We start from the raw sequence: 16,678 nt of genomic DNA, 5'->3' as shown, positions 1-16,678 counted from the left end.
TTACTTTCCCATCTTTGTCTTTCTCTCCATACTTATCAATTAATACTGCTCTTTCCTCTTCGTATATCTTAATTTCTCTTGAAATAATTTCTATATTCTTTTTGATACCATAAGATATTTTTACAGGTAGTTTATATCCTGCTAATGTCCCTAAAGTATTTAATCCATTTAACATTTCAAAATTACTAATTTTGATTTTACTCATTTATAGTTCCTCCTAATGCTTCATATTCTTTATTTAGTACCTTTTCTATAAATTCATTTACTCCTTCTTTGCAAGTAATAAAATTAGCTTTAAGTCCCTCTTTATCTAAAATACTAACAGTGAGATTAGGATAATCTCCACCTATGCTACCTACCATATTTATTATTTGTTTGTTTTCTATTGTTACAGTTCCACTTATAGTAATATTTTCAGTTATATTTAGCATTGCTTCTCCTCCTTGTATCCATTAATATTTATCTCACCTTTAATAGTAAGTCCATTACTATCAAAACTTCCTATAGGCTCTGTACTGGCTAAGCATATTTTCTCGGTTGTAATTCTTCCTATTTCTTTACCACCTATATTAAAATTAATCTTTCTTGTATTATTTAAAGCTTCAAGTTCTGATACTTTTTGTTTAAGATTAACTACTTCTCCCTTTAACACTTCAATCATATTTAATAATGTCTTTTTTCTTATAAACATACCTACTCCTCCTAATTAAAAAAATGTATTCAATTTGAACACATTAAATATATCTTGGTTTATATTTTATTGTTATATCTACATTGTTTTTACTTACTGTAATAGTATTAGCTCCTGGCTTTAATCTTGGGAATCCCCACATATCTGTATCTGAATATTTGTTTACACCATCTACTGTTACTGTTCCTTCTTCTCCATTTACTATAAGCTTTTTATTAGCTTTTAGATTCTTTAAGATTATAGCTTCTTTATCCAATCCATTAATAGTTAAGTCTATTAAGTCTATAGAAGGTGTTACTTCTAATATTACTGGAGTCTCTAAATTACCAGAAACATTTATAGTTTTAGATGTTATTCTATTAATAATTTCAATACTCTCACCTTTATAGGCATATGCTACAAAACTAAGATTTAATTTTCTTGTTTCCTTTTTCAAAGTATTTTCTATGCTTGAATTTATTAGAAAACTTTTATAGTAAAAATCATCTTCGAAATTTAGAACACATTCTTTACTTTTGTTTATTAATGAACCTACTTTACTTTTTACATCACTTTCATTCAAACCTTTTACGTATAACTTTATATCTACTAATACAAAGTTAAATTTCTGCTTTGAGAAAATAGGTAATAAAGAATTCTTAAGCCATAAGTATTTCCCTTCCACATCTATAGATGAAGGTTGAATATTCTTCTCCATTAATAAGGCTCCAAAATTTTTTATAGCTATATTATCTATTAACAATTTATTACCTCCTTGTTTTAGTGTTCTTAGCTAGTCCATTACTTACTATAGGTATTACAGCTTCTCCAACTACTCTGTCATTCATCATTAATATTACCTGTTTATCAGTATTTAATATCTCCTGGAGTCCATTAATAATAGATTTAGCAGTTTGAATTGCAGTGTCTTTTATCATGTTTTCGCTTTGTAAATGATTTTTGACTTTACTTCCTCTTGGTAGCTCCACTACTTCATACCCTTTTTCATTTATAGCTGTAAGCCCTCCTTGGAAATAGGAAGTACCTAAAGCATTTCCTACTACATTTCCACTCATCCGCTCTGTATATTGAACTGAGTTAAAGTATTTAGTTTCAGGTTTCCATCCACTCCACCATCTTTTTAATTTATCCCATGTACTTAATATTTCACCTGTCCCAGTATCTACTTCATCGTCTAAATCTGAGTTCATTTCTCTTATTTTGTCTATAGCATCTAATCTAGTGTTTTCAGCTTGTTCCACTACTCCATCTCTTTGGTCTTTTGCATCTTGTATCATCTTTTCAGCTTGTTCTGCACTAATAACTCCTGATTCATCTCTTAATCTTACTATTGTAGCAATTCTTTTCTCATATTCATCATTTGCTATCGTTACAGCATTATCTCTACTCTCATTTAACTTTCTTATATGCTCTCCTGCTTGTTCTGCAGTTATTCTAGTATCATAATCCTTCATCCTTTGAAGAATCACTTGAGCTTCTACTTCATTTTCACTTAATGCTTTTACCGCATTTTCTCTCATCATATTTTGTAACGCGGTTATTTGCTTGGTTTCATCCTCTGTTAACGCTCTTTTTTCTTGACTTGCAGTACTCATTATTTGATTAATACTATTTTCATAGTTTTGCGTCTGAGTTTTTCTATCTTCATAGAATGTTCCTGTTTTAGTAATAATATTAACCTGTTCTTCTGTTGTTAAAGTGCTTTGTATATTAAACATTTCTTGTAATTGAGCTATACTATCATTTTTTTGTTTTTCATAACCAGCTATAATTTGAGTACTCATTTCGCTAAATTTAGTAGTCATATCAGTTTTAATCTGATCCGATATAACAGTTGAATTAAGGTATAGGCTTTGCATTTCATTTTTAGCACTATCATCTAGTTCTACATATGCTCCTACTGCAGTTTTAGTAGCTTCACTTATTTTTGTTACTGTTGCCTGTGCTGAATTAGCTGCATAAGTTCCTGCTGTGTTCATTGTTTGTGCAGTATATTCTATTTTATCTGCAAATAAATCAACCTCTGGAATAACCTCTTGACTTAAACCCTTATAAATTGCATATCCTGCTCCTGCTATTGCTGCTCCTGCTAAAACGTAAGGTGCTGCCGCAACTACAACTCCACCTAATGAACTTGCTAAACCTGCAACTCCACTAACTCCACCAGCTACTTTTGCGGCTGTTCCCACTGTTTCGGTTGCTATTTTAGCTGCTCCTAATTTACTTGATAGTTTACCAGCTACTTTTAATACTCCTCCAAATCCTTCTGCTAATTTACCTACACTTCCGACTACTGGTCCTACAGTAGCACTTAAAGTTGCCAATTTAATTATATTTTCTTTAGTAGCAGGACTTAACTCATTAAACTTTTTAATTAAATCTTTTATTACAATCATTCCATCTTTAACAATAGGCAGAAGTTCTACTCCTGTTTCTCTTGCCATAGCTACAATTTCATTTTTTAATATCTTAATCTGGCTTTCAGTTGTAGCATACCTTTGGTTAGCTTCATTTGTTAAGGCTGTGTTTTCTTCCCAAGCCTTACTCCCTAGTGCTATAGTATCATTAAATAGTTCGCTAGCACTACCAGCTCTTAATAAACTATCTCTTAACCTTACTTCTGTAATCCCCATATCATCTAAGACTTTAATTGCGCTATTTCCTTGTTCTTCTGCACTAGAAAGTCCTTTTATGAATGTTGTTAATGCTCCTGCAGCATCTTCTTTAAAAGCTTTGCTAAATTCAGATGTAGTCATTCCTGCAACACTCGCAAAATCTTTTAAGCTATCGTTTCCTGTTTCTACTGCTAACTGCATATCTATCATAACTTTAGAGAATGCACTTCCACCCGCTTCTGCTTCAATACCCACACTAGACAATGAAGCAGCTAATCCTAATATTTGAGCTTCTGTCATTTTAACTTGATGTCCTGCTCCTGCTAATCTCATTGCCATAGCAACTATATCAGCTTCTGTAGTTGCACTATTATTACCTAAAGCAACTATAGTTGAACCAAGTCTATCAAAGTTCTTTTGTGACATTTGAGTAATATTAGCAAACTTAGCTAATGAACTAGCTCCTTCTTCACCTACTAAATTAGTTGCATTTCCTAAATCTATTATGGTCCTTGTAAAACCTAATATATTTTCTGTTTGAATACCTAATTGACCAGCGCTTTCAGCTACTGCTGCTATATCTTCAGCACTACTTGGTAAAGCTAAAGACATATCTTTAATGCCTTTCTCTAATTCAGCCATTTGTTCAGTAGTTCCATCAACCGTCTTTTTAACTCCTGCAAATGCACTCTCCCATTTTACCTGTGCATTTACTGCTGCTGTCCCCATTGCAACTATAGGTAATGTTACAGTTTTAGTTAATGTCCCACCAATCTTACTGGCCCTTTCTCCAAAGTTAGATATATTATCTCCTGCATTCTTAAGACTTTCTCCTGCTTGAATCCATTTTGAATTTTGCTTATCTAATTCTGTATTTGTTTTCTTCAATTCTCCTTGAACTTTAGATAGTTGAGATTCAGCTTCATTTAAATTTACTTTATGGTTATTTACACTAGTAATATTTTTATCTACTACTGCTTTTTGTTCTGTATATTCTTGATTAACTTTCTCTAATTGATCCTCTAGCTTTTTAGCTTCTTCTGATTCTTCTCCATACAGTTTAACTGCATCTTTATATTCTTTTTGAAGGCTTCGCTTAGTAGTTTTTAATTCCTGAAGCTTCTTATTATTTTCTTCAGCTCGATTACTAGCTTTTTCTATACTATCTTTATATAGATTAATCTTATTTTTAAGAGTTTCTGTTTGCTTTACTAAAGCTTCTTGCTTATATCTTAAATCATCTGTATTTTTCCCAAACTGATTTAATCTATCTCCTGCAAGCTTAATCTCGCTTTGAGTAAGCTTATATTGGCTATTTATCTCCTTAAGCTTTTTATTATGTTCGTTATCATCTATAGTGAATATGGTACTTACTTTTCTTATAGATTCACTCAAGTTTTCACCTCCTTAAAAAAGGTCTGAAAAGCTTTCTACATATATTTCTTCCTCTTCTTCTTCTGAACTTCCAGAAATTACATCAATTACTTCTCCTACAACGTCTCTTAAATTGTTTTTGAAGTAGTTACTATGCAATTCTTCTAAAATTAAAACTTGTCTTAATGTAGAATTTAAAAACTGTTCCTCAGACATATTTAATTGATGTATTGCTACATAGTAAAAATAATCTAAGTTAAAATCTTTAATTTCTACTTCTTTTCCTCTGCTTTTTGATTTTTTTTTACTTCCGACTTAACTTCAAATTCTGATACTCCATTTAACTCCTGATCAAGCAAATCATTTGTGATTCTACTCAATACTTCTATTGAATTCATATTAATCATCATATTGTTTTTAATATCTTCTACTGATATCTCCTTGTTGGCCATGCATCTGATAATTTCAGGTAACTTTTCAAAATCATGTTCAAAGGCATATTGATAAATTAATAAAAAAGCATTTCCATATTCTTTATGCATTTTAATTAAAGCGTTAAAATCTAACTTTAATTCTATTTCTTCACCATTGATTTTTACCTTATAAGTTTTTATTTCATTTACTAACATTAATAATTCCTCCAAATAAATTAAGGTAGTCTATTGACTACCTTTTATTACGCTGTTGTAAAGTCGATTATTGTATCTGCTAATAGTTGTCCATGTATATCTCTTACATTGGTTACCATTACTGCATACTTTGTAGAAGCAGTTAAATTTTGTTTAGGATCTATAGTAATTACTTTATTAGCTCCATCTATTTTTATGGTTGAATCAACTACAGTAAAATCATTTTTTAATAAGCTAACTGTATAACTTACAATTGGGTTATTGAAAGTTAATGTTATATTATTAGCAACATTAACCGAACCTGCTCCATCTGTTGGATTTCCTGTTACAGTAAGCTCATTTATTACTTCTGTACTAGGTATTACTACAGTTTTACCCCAATTCTTTTTATGAGTTTCTTCATTAAAGCCTTCATCAGTTGTTTTTACTGTATGTTTCCATATACCATTTTCTAAAGGCATAAATAATCCATTTAAAGAAACTGTTTGATACTCTGTCTTTCCTTCTTTTGTCTTTGCTTTATCTTCTGGAATACTTAATTTCCCTTTAAATAATGTTAAATATTCTTTAACTCCACCACTTAATGTTTTTTCTACCATCAAAGCAATATAAGGTGGTTGGTCATCTGCACTCTCAATAATCCCTCCATTAGCTGCTTTCTTTTTGCCTAGTAATGTAGCATAATCATTTGTACCTATTGAAGCAAAGTCTAAAGTAACTTCTATTTCTCCTAAAGAATTTTCGCTATCATATAACCTATTTTCAGCATATATCGTTGCTTGTTCTTCATTAGCTGTTATAGATATTTCTCTAAGTCCTGGTAAATATTTAGCAGCTTCATAAGTTGGTGTTTCTTCTTCTGTAGTTAAAATTGCATAATATGCTTTTTCTACACCCGTAGTAATCTTTTTAGACATTCTTATTCCTCACTTTCATAATTAAATCTCAATATATAATGAAAGAGCTTGGAATCTTCCTCAAATCGAGAACCTCCAAACTCTTTCATAAATTCATTTTCTTTCATTAAATTTTTAATAGCCTTAACTATCGCTGTATAACTTCCTTTAGTAAATACATCTATTTGTATTCTATAATTAGTTTCTATTTCTTCATTTTCTGCGTATAAAGAACCCTCTTCATTCAGTACTTCATATTCAATATAAGGTGCTGTTGTATTATCAGGAGCTTTTAAAAGATATATTTTATTTCCTACTAAATTCGTTATTCTTTCATCAAATAAAACTTTTCTTATTAATTCTTCCAATTACTTAAGCACCTCCTTAGCTATAATATTTACTGCCTTATCAGATACCTTATCTACTGCATTACTAAAGAATCCTATATGTTTTTTATTCTTGCTAGATCCAAACTCATTCTCTATATCTTGAACTGTATCTCCTTTTATTTCAAAGCCTAAATCTCCATCAAATCTTTTTATGGTACTTTTCCATCTCTTTTTCATTTGGCCACTTGCTTCTGGTGAGTTATCAATTACTGATTGCTTTACAATTTCAGCACCATCTTTTAATGCTTTTCTTTTCTTTTTATCTGAAATATTCATATCATCTAAATCATTAAAAATATCATCAAAACCTTTAATTTGAATTGCCATTATTAATCACCTGCAATTTAGTCTTTATTTTCAATTCTTTATTTAGATATTTTATATTATCAATTTCAATGATTTCATATCTCTGCCCTTTAAAGAGAATAAAGCAATCTGCATCTATATTTTTATAGTACCTTGTATGAAAGGCCGTAATATTCTCCGATATAATTTGTTTACTACTCCAATACTCTTTACCATAAAGGTCATTAACATCTGCCCAAGCCTTTTGAAAAGTAACATAACCCTCTATAGGAAACCCATCATCATCATAAGTAGTTTCTTTTCTTTGAAACTCTATTCTATGCCTTAATTGCCCTACATTCATATAACATCACCTTGACTATATTTAAGTTGAATCAATATAGTATCCAATCCGAATGCTACTTTACTTACATTCTTTCCTGTAGTTTCAACCGCTCTATTTTCATACCAATGATTTACTAATATTTTTATAGCAAGCTTATATAACTCTTTATTATAATCTTTGTTTATTCCTGCATTAGTTAGGTACTCTTCTGCTCCAATCTTTAATCCTTCAATTAAAGAGTCTTCCTCTTCTCCATCTATCCTAAGAAATAGTTTTAATTCTTCTAAATCCATAATTCACCTCATAAAAAAGAGAGCGAGAAGTTACTTCTAACTCTCTATTCATCATTCATTAAACCTTTTGCCTTAAGATCTGCAATTAAAGAATTTAAAACTGTGACTACTGTTCCCAGTACTGCTTCACCATCTACTACATCTATTTTATCTAACTTATTGATTACTGCATCTTGTCCAGCTGGTCCTTGTGGTCCAGTTGCTCCAGTTGCTCCTTGTGGTCCGGGTGTAAGTTCTATATTGAAAATTCCCTCTTCTATATGGTTTAATTTTTCTTTAGTTATTACTTCCCCATCATTCCATGTTTGTTTTTCATATGCCATAATTATTCCCTACCTCCTACTTTCGATTCACCTACTTTAGCAACTCCAACTATGGAATCCCCATTTTCTGGGGAATTGCTAGGGAGTTACAGCAACTTCAACTTCCGCTTTTACTATAGCTTCTGCATCAACTGTTTGAATATCTAATCTTTCCCTTACTTTTATTCCAGTTTGGTCTTTACTCCATAGATCTCCTGCCTCTGTTGATATTTCTATAGTCATATTTTCTCTGTCAAATATAGTAATAGCCTCTTTTAAATCTCCACAAATAAATGGATGTTTCCAAGCAGTCTCTTCTCCTACACTTCCAACTCCCTTAGATTTTAAAACCTTATTAGACACTACAGTAACTGGATAAATTCCAAATAATAATTTTTGAGTTAAATTTGTTGGATTAGGTTGTAATACATATTTCCCATCTGAATCTTTTAATTTGTCTAACCAATTAAATCCATTTTGGTTTGTTAATATCCCTGATGTAACAACAATAGCAGGATCTAATTTAACATTAAATATATCTTTTAAGTCATCTAATCCTTTAATTGCAACTTCTTTGGAGTTTGTTATTTCATTAATTTTATTTACTATTAAAGCATTTCTAGTTGCTTTACTTTTCTTAGCAATCCATCTTCTTAAATAACCTAAAATATTTTCTGAAGTATCTTGTAATAACTCTCTTGTTACATTTAAAATACCTCCTTTTTTCTTAACTTTATAAGAAATTTTAGCAAATTGAGGTGTTGATACTTCTGGAAATTCTGCTTCTTCTTCTACATTATCAAAAGGTGTTTGATCTGCAGCCTTTTCTATAACTCTAGTTCCTGAAAGAGTTGTAACAGTTTCAACATTAACTAAATTTTCTAATGCATCTTGACTTCTTCTTAATTCCTTTATTGAAGTTTGAATATCTTGCGGTACTGTTAACCCTCCATCAGCTTCTGTTCCTTCTTTCATGGAATTTTTTAATATTTGCATATCTTTTTCTGCTACTTGAGTCTTTGTCAGTCCTGCCTTTATAGCATTAACAAAAGCATTTGCAACTTCTTTAGTTTTATTTACAGCTCCACCTAAAATCGTTGCATTATCATTATTAACATCATCTTTTATTTGTTCTTCTGCTTCCTCTTCTAAATCATATAATACATCAAACTTCGCTTGAAGATTAACTAATTCACCCTTAGCAGCCTTTGCTTCTTCTACCTTATCATTATTTATTAAGTTTTTAACTTCTGCTTTTTTAGCATTAATTTTATCTAATAATTCTCTTAATTCTTTATTCATTTACTTTCCCTCACTTATTTATTAATTTTTGCATAAAAAAAGAACTAGATTAAGTCTAATTCCATTAATAATTTAGCTTTTTCAGCTTCTATATCATTTTCTTTCTCTTTTTCTTTTTCATTTATTTTTTCATTTATTTTTTTAATAACTGTATCAACTATAGAATTAATATCAATAGTATTATCATCTTTCTTCAAATCCTCAGGAATATTTTTATATTTATCAAAATAATTTGAAGCACACGCAACAGCTATAGCTGAATCTTCAACTTCAATATTAAAATATTGAGCTGCTTTATCTCCTGTTAGCCATGTTTCTTCATGCATCATTGTTCTAATATCATCTATATTTACTCCTTCTTTTAAGTTTTCAGAGTAAACATTAAGAATAGTTTCACAACAAGCATCTAAATCATCAGCCATTTTTCTAAATTCTGCTGCATTAAAACCTCCCCATATTCCCATCCAAGGATCATGTATCATTGTTTGAGCTGTTTTAGGTATTATAACTTTATCGCCAGCTAACATTATTACAGATGCAATACTTGCAGCTAATCCATCAACTCTAACAGTTTTATTACATTTTTTTCTTTTAAGCTGATTATATATGGCAAGTCCCGCATAAACAGAACCTCCTCCACTATTTATATAGATATTTAAGTCCCTATTTTCATCAATAGAATTTAAAATCTCTAAAACATCTTGTGGACATTTATCTTCATCACACCATTTACCCCAGCTATCACTAACAATATCTCCATAAAAATATAGCTCTTGGCTATTGACTTCATTCTTAAAGTCCATGTGGCCAACCTTGTTAAGCTTTCCTTCCTTATTTTTTGAAAGAAATTCTAGTGTTTTACTCATTATTTTCACCCCCTTTCATATAAGCTTTACCTACATCTGTTATAGGAATATAGTTACCATTCATAACTAATACATCTCCTCCTTCCTCTGATGGATATCCTAGTTCATCTCTACCTTCATTAATCATAATTAAACCATTGTTAACACCTTTTGAAAGTATCTCCATTTGTGTTTTACTATCTGTTCTTAACAATACCTTCTCATTAAATTTAAAATGATATCCCTCTTCTATTTCTTCCTTAGTTAATAACTTATAATTAAGTTCTTCTTCATATTGCTTTAATATAAATAATACAGTATCTACATAAAAGCTAAGTTGTTGCATTTCCGAATTAGAATAAGAACTCTTTTCATAATCATTTAACTGATTGGGTTTAATTCCAAATGCTCCTGCAATTTGAAGTGCATTAAATTTCTTTAATTCAAAGAACTGACTATCTGTAAGTTTAATATCTAAAGGAACTAACTTCATCCCTAAAGGAACAGGAATAATCTTTCCAGAGTTTTCAGAACCATTTGCAAATCTTTCAAATCCTCCTACAAGTTTTTCCTCTGCTGCTTTATCTAAATCACCTGTATATTCCAAAACAGCTTTAGCAGTAAGTCCACTTTTATATAGGTTATTCATAAAGTTTTGACTTTCTAAACCACCTTCTAGAGTGCTTTTCAATACTTCTCTTACAGGAACTCCTAAAATACCATCAAAGCTATATGAAGTTTTAAAATGCATTACATCATCACTATTAAATAAATACTGTTCTGTTGAATATTTATCAGTATATAAATACCATATCCTACCTTTTGCCCCAAAGTATCCTTCATCATCTATAAGGACCTGAACATCGTTAGATGGCATTACCCATAAATCTTGTATTTCATAACTTCCACCATACTTTTCTCTTTTGAATTTTCTTCTTATCCATACATAAGCATTACCATAATGATTTCTATTTTGCTCCACTGTCGCCCAAAATATAGAAGGTGTCATTAATGCATTAGGTCTTGTCCTTAAAAGCCTGTGAACTTTATTAGATTTGACCCTTTGTACTCCCTTATCTGTATCTTGACGAAACTTCAAAGGCATTTTCCCTAATGTTTCTGATAATATCTTTAAGCAAGTAAAATAAGTTACTTCACTTACTAATTTCTTAGGAGTTGAACTTATTCCAAACCATTCTAATAATTCTTGACTTTGCATATCTACAGATTTAGCTGGAGTAATAGCGTTTTTTATTCCTTTTGCAATTCTACTAAATACATTCAATTTCTCACCTCCTTTACATCCATCCCATCATCTTCAAATAATTTTCTGTTGATTTATTTATATCTATAGAGTTTTGTTGTAAATATAATTGTGTATAACAGAAAATACTTGCAACTACTAAATCTATCCTAGCTTTATTCTTATTTTCCTTAGCTAGTAATATATCATCTGTAGTTCTTCCTTTTATTGTTGTAGTATTACTCATACACCAATCTAATAGTTTATTATTTTCATAAAATACTTTTCCTAAATAAACATCATCCCTAAATTGTTTTATAGCTGGTGATAAATTACCATATGTTTGTTTTAATAGTATCACTTCATAATCTTTTGCTAGACTTTCCATCATCTGCATTGCATTGTATGGATCTGATACAATACATTTGATTTTACAATTATACTTAGTTTCTATATTCCTTATATGTTCTTCAACTATTGTATAGTTAACGATTGCCCCAGGAGTTATAGTGCAATATCCTTTTTCTTGAAAGCTTCTATAATCTATCTTTTCTCTTCTTTCTGGTAATGAATCCTCCGGTAAAAAACCATGTGATGTTAAGTAATACATATCATTTTCTTTATACATTATAGATACTGCAGTTAAATCAGTAGTTAATGATAAATCCACACCAACAATTATTTCTTTACCTTCTAAATTAATATTCTTAAGGCAACCCTTTTTCCATTGTTCAAAATCAACATATCCATTTTCTAAAACTCCATTTAATCTTTCATTTAAAATTTTAATTCTAAACTCTTTCATAGCACTTGGAATTTTTAAACCTTTTTTATATTCTTGTCTTAAGAAGTTTCTTCCGTTTTCTAAACTCATTTGTAACGGATTAGCTTTCCACCAATTTAATTCATTATTAAAATCATCACCTTCATCAAGTTCAAAAAGTAAACCAAAAGTATTTATTGTTTCATCATCAACTCCTAATAAAATACTTTTATGATATTCTAATAAATCATTAAAAGCATTAAATTCTAAATCATATTGAGTTGATATATAGATACTTAATCTATCTTTAGTTGACATTTGAGATAGTTTTAAAGCACCTATTATAGTACCATCTTCTTGATTGGCAACTTCATCTACTATAAAACTGCTAAGTAGTAATCCGTTTATATTATTAGCTTCACCACTTAAGTGCTTTGTAGTACATTCGTTTAATTTACATTCAATTTTATCTCTTGTTATTTTAAAATGTTTTGATATTAACGGACTGGCTTTTATTATTTCTACTATTGCATCTCTAACTAATGCAGATATATCTCTTGTTTTTCCTGCTGTTGCATGTTGTGCAAATTTAGGACTTCTTAACATTATTAAAATTTCTGTTACCGCAGCCATAAATGATTTTGTAGCTTTTCTTCCTATTTCAAGATAAACTTCTTCAATCATCCTTTTTCTAAATCCATTTTCATCTAGATCTCTATAATACCAACAAAAAATATTTTCCCAAATCATCATCTGGAATCCAGCCGCATAATCTAAAATAGGTTTATTAGCATAAAAACCAGTAGCATAATTAATTAGGCTTAATAATTTATATATTGTTTCTGCTTCATTAAAATCAAAAAAACAAGGTATATCTACCTTGCCTTCTAATCTATCTACATATCTTTTACATTCTAACTTAACCCACTTATTAGCTATAAATTTCCCTTCAACAACTTGCTTGGCCCATTGGTACCCTTTAAGGTCTTTCTTATCCATTTCTACCACCTGCTAAAACTTGTAGTAAAGGGTCTTGTTTTTCTTGTTCTGCTTGTAAATTAATATTTCCTAATTTAGCTCTACTTTGAGGACTTAAAGATAATTCATTACAACATCTAAAAAAGTCTTTTGTATATTCTGATTTTGCTTTCATTAAATCTTTATCATACATTCTATTTATATCTTTATTTATTATCTTTTCTATCTTCTGCAATCTATCTATTGCTATAGATGCTTGAGATAATATATAAGTATCTAAATTACCAAGTATACCACTTTCATTAAGTTGTTCAATAATATAGTTAAATATCTTCTTCTGACTTGCATTTAAGTGTGTTGGTGGGGAAATGTTATCTGCTCCACCTTTCAACTTTTCTTCTGCTGCTAATCTTAAATCTCTTTCTTCTTTAGTTAAGTTTTTACTCATTACTTTAACACTTTTACTAGGTCTTGCCACTTCCTCACCTCCTTATTTTTTCATTTAGGGAATTTTGTGAAACTGAAAGTCCACACGCACTCTCCAAGTGATTACTCTAAACTTTTTAGATACCCCCTACCCCTTCATGCTATTATGCCTCTTCTGGTGACAACTTTCACATAGACATATTAGATTGTTTATATCTAATCTTCTTGACCAATCTTCTTTAATTGGCACTATGTGGTGTACTGTATTGTATGGTGTTATGACATTGTTATCTAAACAATCTTTACATAGTGCATGATCTCTTACTATTGCTAATTGTCTTACTGTGTTCCATTCCTTACTCTTGTAGAACTTATTATATTTACTATCTCTCTCATAAGTAGTTTGCTTATAGTATTTAATATTCTGTTTTCTTTCTAACTCTACTTTACTTTTACATTCATCACATACCTTCATACTATAAGGTATTACTTTACCACATCTGCATATCTTCTTTAACATCGCTTTCCTTTATCTTGTTACTTATTTAATCTTTCTAATTCAATACATTTAATTAAAAATCTTCCCATTACACTTTCTGTTTCTTTAGCTACATTTTCTCCAGATTCTTCTCTTTTTTCTAATTCTATAGCTTCATCAAGAATATTCGCTAATTCTCTAAACGTATCTCTTAATCTAATTAAATCTTTTCCCATTTTATCACTCTCCATATATTTTATTTTTGTCTTAACGCTCCATTTACCCTTTGGTATCTTCTTTCCCTCATACAACTTTCTAAATCTTCATAAGGTGATAGAGTAAGTTCTATCTCTTCACATTTATTATGATTCTTGCATAAAGGATTATGGAATAAACAAGCACACTTTAGATCTTGTCCTATCCAATTACTTAGAAATACATATTGTCTTTTCTTTACCTTCCCCATATTTATCGCCTCGCTTTAATGCAAAATAAAAAGCACCTAACATTTATCATGTTAAGTGCCTTCAAAAATACTAAGGGCGAAAACTATTAAACTTATTGATTAAATTTCCTTGATACCATATTACTACGTAATACCTATACTTGCAATATCATACAAAGTAACACATATTGTAACATTTTCTACATCACTTCACTTATACTAATCGGAAATAGTATTGTTACTAACTTATTTATTAACCTCTTCCTATTTCTTATTATCGTTATTCTCTCTTTATTAAATTTTTGTGCTAACTCTTCATCTGTATTAATTCTCTCTTCATCTTCATTTAAGTATTTATATTGTATAATGCCAAAATATTTATCATCTCTTATTTTATCTAGTGCATTATCTATCCTCTTTAGATCTCTTTCTGTTTCCATCTTTTCTATTTTATATTTTTCTTTAAGTTCTGAGTATCTATCGGCTTGACTACTTCCTCCTGCTGAACTATACATTACTATGCTTTTACTTCTTTCAGGAAGTCCATATTTGTCTAACTCTGCTATGGCCTCTTCTTTTTGCTTTACTGCTTCCTTTAAATTTTCATAATTATATAGTAACAACTCTACCCTCTTATAATATGGAATTTCTATCTTAATCTTATTGGAATTCTTTAATTTTTCTATAACCTTATCTGCTATATCTATACTCTTAGATTCTATTGTTTTCTCAATAGTTTTCCTTACATTCTCATTTATTATATCTATATTGCTTTTCTCTTTATTCATTCTTCTCATTCCCTTCTAACTCTTTCACAAATCTATTATAATGTTCTATTACTTCTTTATGTTTATTTAACGTAATATGATGTATTTCAGCGAATCTTCTGCAATAATATTTTTGGCTTAGGCTTTGTTGAGTTCTTTTATAAATTCTAATAAATGTTAACTTACACTCTTCATATGTGAATTTAAACATAAAACCATCCCCTATATAGCTATTCCTTCTATAAAGTTATATCCTATACGAAAAACATATCCTTTTCCCATTATTACTATAAAATTAGGATTAAAACTCAATTTGTCATTCTCATTTATATTAATAACTTTTCCTCCCTTTAGCTCTATATCTATTCTGTCAAATCCATCTTCTTTATATTTAATTATTAATTCTTTTACTTTTTCTATTCCCATTTTTCTTTCCCTTTCCATACTTTTGTTTTCTCTTAATATAAAGTTCATTTCTATTTTCAACTCTTTTTTGGTACTTAATAAACTTTTTATATTTATCTATATCTACATTATCTATAATATTTTTTAATATTTCTCTAACTTTCTTTACAACTTTTTTTAAAGCTTCACTTACCTTTAAGAATAAATTATAAAGTTTTTTTATATTTTCATTGGTTAATAAATTAGATAGTTTATTACCTTCTAAGCACATCTCTGCTATACTCTCATTCATGCTAACACTCCTCTTCTTTAAAACAATAATCTTTTATTTCATCGTCAATAAATTTTATTTCATATGGTAGACACTCCCCTACTTGTCCATTTTCAAATTCAACTATTCCTACTGTATATTTCAAAACTCCACCTTGATGACCTCCTATCATCGGAGATGGTTCTACTATTCTAGTTTTATCACTCCATTTATGAAATAACGCTTTTCTATCTCCTACTTTACATGGTCTTAAATCAAATTCTATTTTCATTTATGTTTCCTCCTATATTTGAATTACGCACTAAAAAATACCGCATATTCGATTCTGAATAGTACGGTATCTGTATATGATAATCTATATAGTCTAAATATTTTTAAACATATTCTTTAAACAAAATGTTGTAATAATTCCTCTTAATATATAAATTCCCATTCTCTTTTTATTAATTTTAAGTTATGAATTAATAATAATCTTATAATTAACTCACTATACTTTTTATCCATTTTTTAGCATTAATTATATCTTCATAATTTGGATGTAATAACGCTTCATCAAAATTCTCTATAGATACTTGAATATTCTTATCTTCAGGATTATCAGTAATTAGTTTCACGTACCTATCACGAATACTCATAGGCATTTTACCTTGACAATGAAAATATCCTAGTACCTCATTACTACTGTCTATTATTTCTTTTACACGATTAGATAGTTTTTCATAATACTCTTTTGAACCTCCAAAACCAGCTGTTCCAAAATAAGCAATCTTTTTATTTTTTAACTGTTTCAAAAATTCTATAATCTTTTTCGAACACATTCCTTTATCTGTCCAAGAACCTACAATATACAAATCTGCTTCAACGTTTTGTGGTTCTCCAAAATAAACAAGGTTTAATCCATTAATTTCTTTTTTTAGTTCTTCAGCTATCTTCTT

General features: G+C 29.5%; 26 protein-coding genes and 1 pseudogene. All 27 read right to left on the bottom strand.

What is annotated here, in order from left to right; all coding sequences use genetic code 11:
* Positions 1-205: pseudogene (locus tag J7M87_RS04150) on the bottom strand (hypothetical protein); the annotation flags it as partial.
* Positions 198-431 (bottom strand): hypothetical protein, encoded by a 234-nt coding sequence (locus J7M87_RS04145; protein ID WP_291648950.1) that lies wholly within the window; start codon positions 429-431, stop codon positions 198-200. The pseudogene J7M87_RS04150 and the gene J7M87_RS04145, both read right to left, overlap by 8 nt.
* The gene (locus tag J7M87_RS04140) at positions 425-691 is read right to left on the bottom strand and encodes a hypothetical protein (RefSeq protein WP_099346856.1); all 267 of its coding nucleotides are present in this window, start codon (positions 689-691) and stop codon (positions 425-427) included. Before J7M87_RS04140 ends, J7M87_RS04145 begins: the two co-directional genes overlap by 7 nt.
* Positions 692-734: 43 nt before the next feature.
* Entirely contained in the window at positions 735-1,433 is a 699-nt protein-coding gene (locus tag J7M87_RS04135; protein WP_142691649.1) for a phage tail domain-containing protein, read from the bottom strand.
* Positions 1,434-1,437: 4 nt separating this feature from the next.
* Positions 1,438-4,701: a phage tail tape measure protein gene (locus J7M87_RS04130; RefSeq protein ID WP_291648945.1), complete on the bottom strand. Its 3,264-nt coding sequence runs from the start codon at positions 4,699-4,701 to the stop codon at positions 1,438-1,440.
* A 12-nt stretch (positions 4,702-4,713) separates the two neighbouring features.
* Positions 4,714-4,896: a hypothetical protein gene (locus tag J7M87_RS04125; RefSeq protein WP_216685295.1), complete on the bottom strand. Its 183-nt coding sequence runs from the start codon at positions 4,894-4,896 to the stop codon at positions 4,714-4,716.
* 56 nt (positions 4,897-4,952) lie between these two features.
* On the bottom strand, positions 4,953-5,309 hold the full coding sequence (locus J7M87_RS04120) for a hypothetical protein (protein WP_291648943.1): 357 nt from the start codon (positions 5,307-5,309) through the stop codon (positions 4,953-4,955).
* A gap of 47 nt (positions 5,310-5,356) precedes the next feature.
* Positions 5,357-6,226: a major tail protein gene (locus tag J7M87_RS04115; RefSeq protein ID WP_291648941.1), complete on the bottom strand. Its 870-nt coding sequence runs from the start codon at positions 6,224-6,226 to the stop codon at positions 5,357-5,359.
* Between the two features lie 2 nt (positions 6,227-6,228).
* Positions 6,229-6,573, bottom strand: coding sequence for a DUF3168 domain-containing protein (locus J7M87_RS04110; protein ID WP_142691653.1), 345 nt, complete (start codon positions 6,571-6,573; stop codon positions 6,229-6,231).
* A complete protein-coding gene (locus J7M87_RS04105) occupies positions 6,574-6,921 on the bottom strand; it encodes an HK97-gp10 family putative phage morphogenesis protein (protein WP_195954765.1) in 348 nt (115 codons plus the stop codon).
* Positions 6,905-7,243: a phage head closure protein gene (locus J7M87_RS04100; RefSeq protein ID WP_099346864.1), complete on the bottom strand. Its 339-nt coding sequence runs from the start codon at positions 7,241-7,243 to the stop codon at positions 6,905-6,907. Before J7M87_RS04100 ends, J7M87_RS04105 begins: the two co-directional genes overlap by 17 nt.
* Positions 7,240-7,518 carry a head-tail connector protein gene (locus J7M87_RS04095; RefSeq protein ID WP_291648934.1) on the bottom strand — a complete coding sequence of 93 codons (279 nt, stop codon included), beginning with the start codon at positions 7,516-7,518 and terminating at the stop codon, positions 7,240-7,242. The genes J7M87_RS04100 and J7M87_RS04095 overlap by 4 nt, the downstream gene beginning before the upstream one ends.
* A 44-nt stretch (positions 7,519-7,562) precedes the next feature.
* Positions 7,563-7,841, bottom strand: coding sequence for a hypothetical protein (locus J7M87_RS04090; protein WP_291648932.1), 279 nt, complete (start codon positions 7,839-7,841; stop codon positions 7,563-7,565).
* Positions 7,842-7,919: 78 nt separating this feature from the next.
* Positions 7,920-9,122: a phage major capsid protein gene (locus tag J7M87_RS04085; RefSeq protein WP_291648931.1), complete on the bottom strand. Its 1,203-nt coding sequence runs from the start codon at positions 9,120-9,122 to the stop codon at positions 7,920-7,922.
* 44 nt (positions 9,123-9,166) lie between these two features.
* On the bottom strand, positions 9,167-9,988 hold the full coding sequence (locus J7M87_RS04080; protein WP_291648929.1) for a head maturation protease, ClpP-related: 822 nt from the start codon (positions 9,986-9,988) through the stop codon (positions 9,167-9,169).
* Complete coding sequence (locus J7M87_RS04075) at positions 9,981-11,252, bottom strand: phage portal protein (protein ID WP_291648927.1); 1,272 nt, start codon at positions 11,250-11,252, stop codon at positions 9,981-9,983. Before J7M87_RS04075 ends, J7M87_RS04080 begins: the two co-directional genes overlap by 8 nt.
* Before the next feature lie 13 nt (positions 11,253-11,265).
* Positions 11,266-12,972: a terminase TerL endonuclease subunit gene (locus tag J7M87_RS04070; RefSeq protein ID WP_291648925.1), complete on the bottom strand. Its 1,707-nt coding sequence runs from the start codon at positions 12,970-12,972 to the stop codon at positions 11,266-11,268.
* Positions 12,965-13,429, bottom strand: a complete 465-nt coding sequence (locus J7M87_RS04065; protein WP_291648923.1) for a phage terminase small subunit P27 family — start codon at positions 13,427-13,429, stop codon at positions 12,965-12,967. The genes J7M87_RS04070 and J7M87_RS04065 overlap by 8 nt, the downstream gene beginning before the upstream one ends.
* A 96-nt stretch (positions 13,430-13,525) precedes the next feature.
* On the bottom strand, positions 13,526-13,897 hold the full coding sequence (locus tag J7M87_RS04060) for an HNH endonuclease signature motif containing protein (protein WP_291648921.1): 372 nt from the start codon (positions 13,895-13,897) through the stop codon (positions 13,526-13,528).
* A gap of 17 nt (positions 13,898-13,914) precedes the next feature.
* Positions 13,915-14,091: a hypothetical protein gene (locus J7M87_RS04055; RefSeq protein WP_291648919.1), complete on the bottom strand. Its 177-nt coding sequence runs from the start codon at positions 14,089-14,091 to the stop codon at positions 13,915-13,917.
* Between the two features lie 20 nt (positions 14,092-14,111).
* Entirely contained in the window at positions 14,112-14,321 is a 210-nt protein-coding gene (locus J7M87_RS04050; RefSeq protein ID WP_142419277.1) for a hypothetical protein, read from the bottom strand.
* A 179-nt stretch (positions 14,322-14,500) separates the two neighbouring features.
* Positions 14,501-15,088 (bottom strand): hypothetical protein, encoded by a 588-nt coding sequence (locus J7M87_RS04045; RefSeq protein WP_291648916.1) that lies wholly within the window; start codon positions 15,086-15,088, stop codon positions 14,501-14,503.
* Complete coding sequence (locus J7M87_RS04040; protein WP_291648914.1) at positions 15,081-15,278, bottom strand: hypothetical protein; 198 nt, start codon at positions 15,276-15,278, stop codon at positions 15,081-15,083. Before J7M87_RS04040 ends, J7M87_RS04045 begins: the two co-directional genes overlap by 8 nt.
* 11 nt (positions 15,279-15,289) lie before the next feature.
* The gene (locus J7M87_RS04035; RefSeq protein ID WP_291648912.1) at positions 15,290-15,493 is read right to left on the bottom strand and encodes a hypothetical protein; all 204 of its coding nucleotides are present in this window, start codon (positions 15,491-15,493) and stop codon (positions 15,290-15,292) included.
* Positions 15,459-15,764: a hypothetical protein gene (locus J7M87_RS04030; protein WP_291648910.1), complete on the bottom strand. Its 306-nt coding sequence runs from the start codon at positions 15,762-15,764 to the stop codon at positions 15,459-15,461. Before J7M87_RS04030 ends, J7M87_RS04035 begins: the two co-directional genes overlap by 35 nt.
* Before the next feature lies 1 nt (position 15,765).
* Positions 15,766-16,014, bottom strand: a complete 249-nt coding sequence (locus J7M87_RS04025; RefSeq protein ID WP_271846171.1) for a hypothetical protein — start codon at positions 16,012-16,014, stop codon at positions 15,766-15,768.
* Positions 16,015-16,222: 208 nt separating this feature from the next.
* Positions 16,223-16,678: flavodoxin family protein BilS (bilS, locus tag J7M87_RS04020; protein WP_291648906.1), on the bottom strand; the 456-nt coding region annotated here is incomplete at its 5' end.

The sequence above is a fragment of the Clostridium sp. genome (genome assembly GCF_017888565.1).
Classification (GTDB): domain Bacteria; phylum Bacillota; class Clostridia; order Clostridiales; family Clostridiaceae; genus Clostridium.
This window is presented reverse-complemented; position numbering and strand designations above follow the sequence as displayed.

What these genes read in the sequence shown, in the direction of transcription:
- J7M87_RS04045 (WP_291648916.1), bottom strand. Translation starts at nt 15,088, where the DNA reads ATGAATAAAGAGAAAAGCAATATAGATATAATAAATGAGAATGTAAGG.
- J7M87_RS04060 (WP_291648921.1), bottom strand. Translation starts at nt 13,897, where the DNA reads ATGTTAAAGAAGATATGCAGATGTGGTAAAGTAATACCTTATAGTATG.
- J7M87_RS04030 (WP_291648910.1), bottom strand. Translation starts at nt 15,764, where the DNA reads ATGAATGAGAGTATAGCAGAGATGTGCTTAGAAGGTAATAAACTATCT.
- J7M87_RS04145 (WP_291648950.1), bottom strand. Translation starts at nt 431, where the DNA reads ATGCTAAATATAACTGAAAATATTACTATAAGTGGAACTGTAACAATA.
- J7M87_RS04115 (WP_291648941.1), bottom strand. Translation starts at nt 6,226, where the DNA reads ATGTCTAAAAAGATTACTACGGGTGTAGAAAAAGCATATTATGCAATT.
- J7M87_RS04125 (WP_216685295.1), bottom strand. Translation starts at nt 4,896, where the DNA reads ATGTCTGAGGAACAGTTTTTAAATTCTACATTAAGACAAGTTTTAATT.
- J7M87_RS04085 (WP_291648931.1), bottom strand. Translation starts at nt 9,122, where the DNA reads ATGAATAAAGAATTAAGAGAATTATTAGATAAAATTAATGCTAAAAAA.
- J7M87_RS04025 (WP_271846171.1), bottom strand. Translation starts at nt 16,014, where the DNA reads ATGAAAATAGAATTTGATTTAAGACCATGTAAAGTAGGAGATAGAAAA.
- J7M87_RS04140 (WP_099346856.1), bottom strand. Translation starts at nt 691, where the DNA reads ATGTTTATAAGAAAAAAGACATTATTAAATATGATTGAAGTGTTAAAG.
- J7M87_RS04095 (WP_291648934.1), bottom strand. Translation starts at nt 7,518, where the DNA reads ATGGATTTAGAAGAATTAAAACTATTTCTTAGGATAGATGGAGAAGAG.
- J7M87_RS04080 (WP_291648929.1), bottom strand. Translation starts at nt 9,988, where the DNA reads ATGAGTAAAACACTAGAATTTCTTTCAAAAAATAAGGAAGGAAAGCTT.
- J7M87_RS04100 (WP_099346864.1), bottom strand. Translation starts at nt 7,243, where the DNA reads ATGAATGTAGGGCAATTAAGGCATAGAATAGAGTTTCAAAGAAAAGAA.
- J7M87_RS04120 (WP_291648943.1), bottom strand. Translation starts at nt 5,309, where the DNA reads ATGTTAGTAAATGAAATAAAAACTTATAAGGTAAAAATCAATGGTGAA.
- J7M87_RS04040 (WP_291648914.1), bottom strand. Translation starts at nt 15,278, where the DNA reads ATGTTTAAATTCACATATGAAGAGTGTAAGTTAACATTTATTAGAATT.
- J7M87_RS04050 (WP_142419277.1), bottom strand. Translation starts at nt 14,321, where the DNA reads ATGGGGAAGGTAAAGAAAAGACAATATGTATTTCTAAGTAATTGGATA.
- J7M87_RS04035 (WP_291648912.1), bottom strand. Translation starts at nt 15,493, where the DNA reads ATGGGAATAGAAAAAGTAAAAGAATTAATAATTAAATATAAAGAAGAT.
- J7M87_RS04070 (WP_291648925.1), bottom strand. Translation starts at nt 12,972, where the DNA reads ATGGATAAGAAAGACCTTAAAGGGTACCAATGGGCCAAGCAAGTTGTT.
- J7M87_RS04055 (WP_291648919.1), bottom strand. Translation starts at nt 14,091, where the DNA reads ATGGGAAAAGATTTAATTAGATTAAGAGATACGTTTAGAGAATTAGCG.
- J7M87_RS04105 (WP_195954765.1), bottom strand. Translation starts at nt 6,921, where the DNA reads ATGGCAATTCAAATTAAAGGTTTTGATGATATTTTTAATGATTTAGAT.
- J7M87_RS04090 (WP_291648932.1), bottom strand. Translation starts at nt 7,841, where the DNA reads ATGGCATATGAAAAACAAACATGGAATGATGGGGAAGTAATAACTAAA.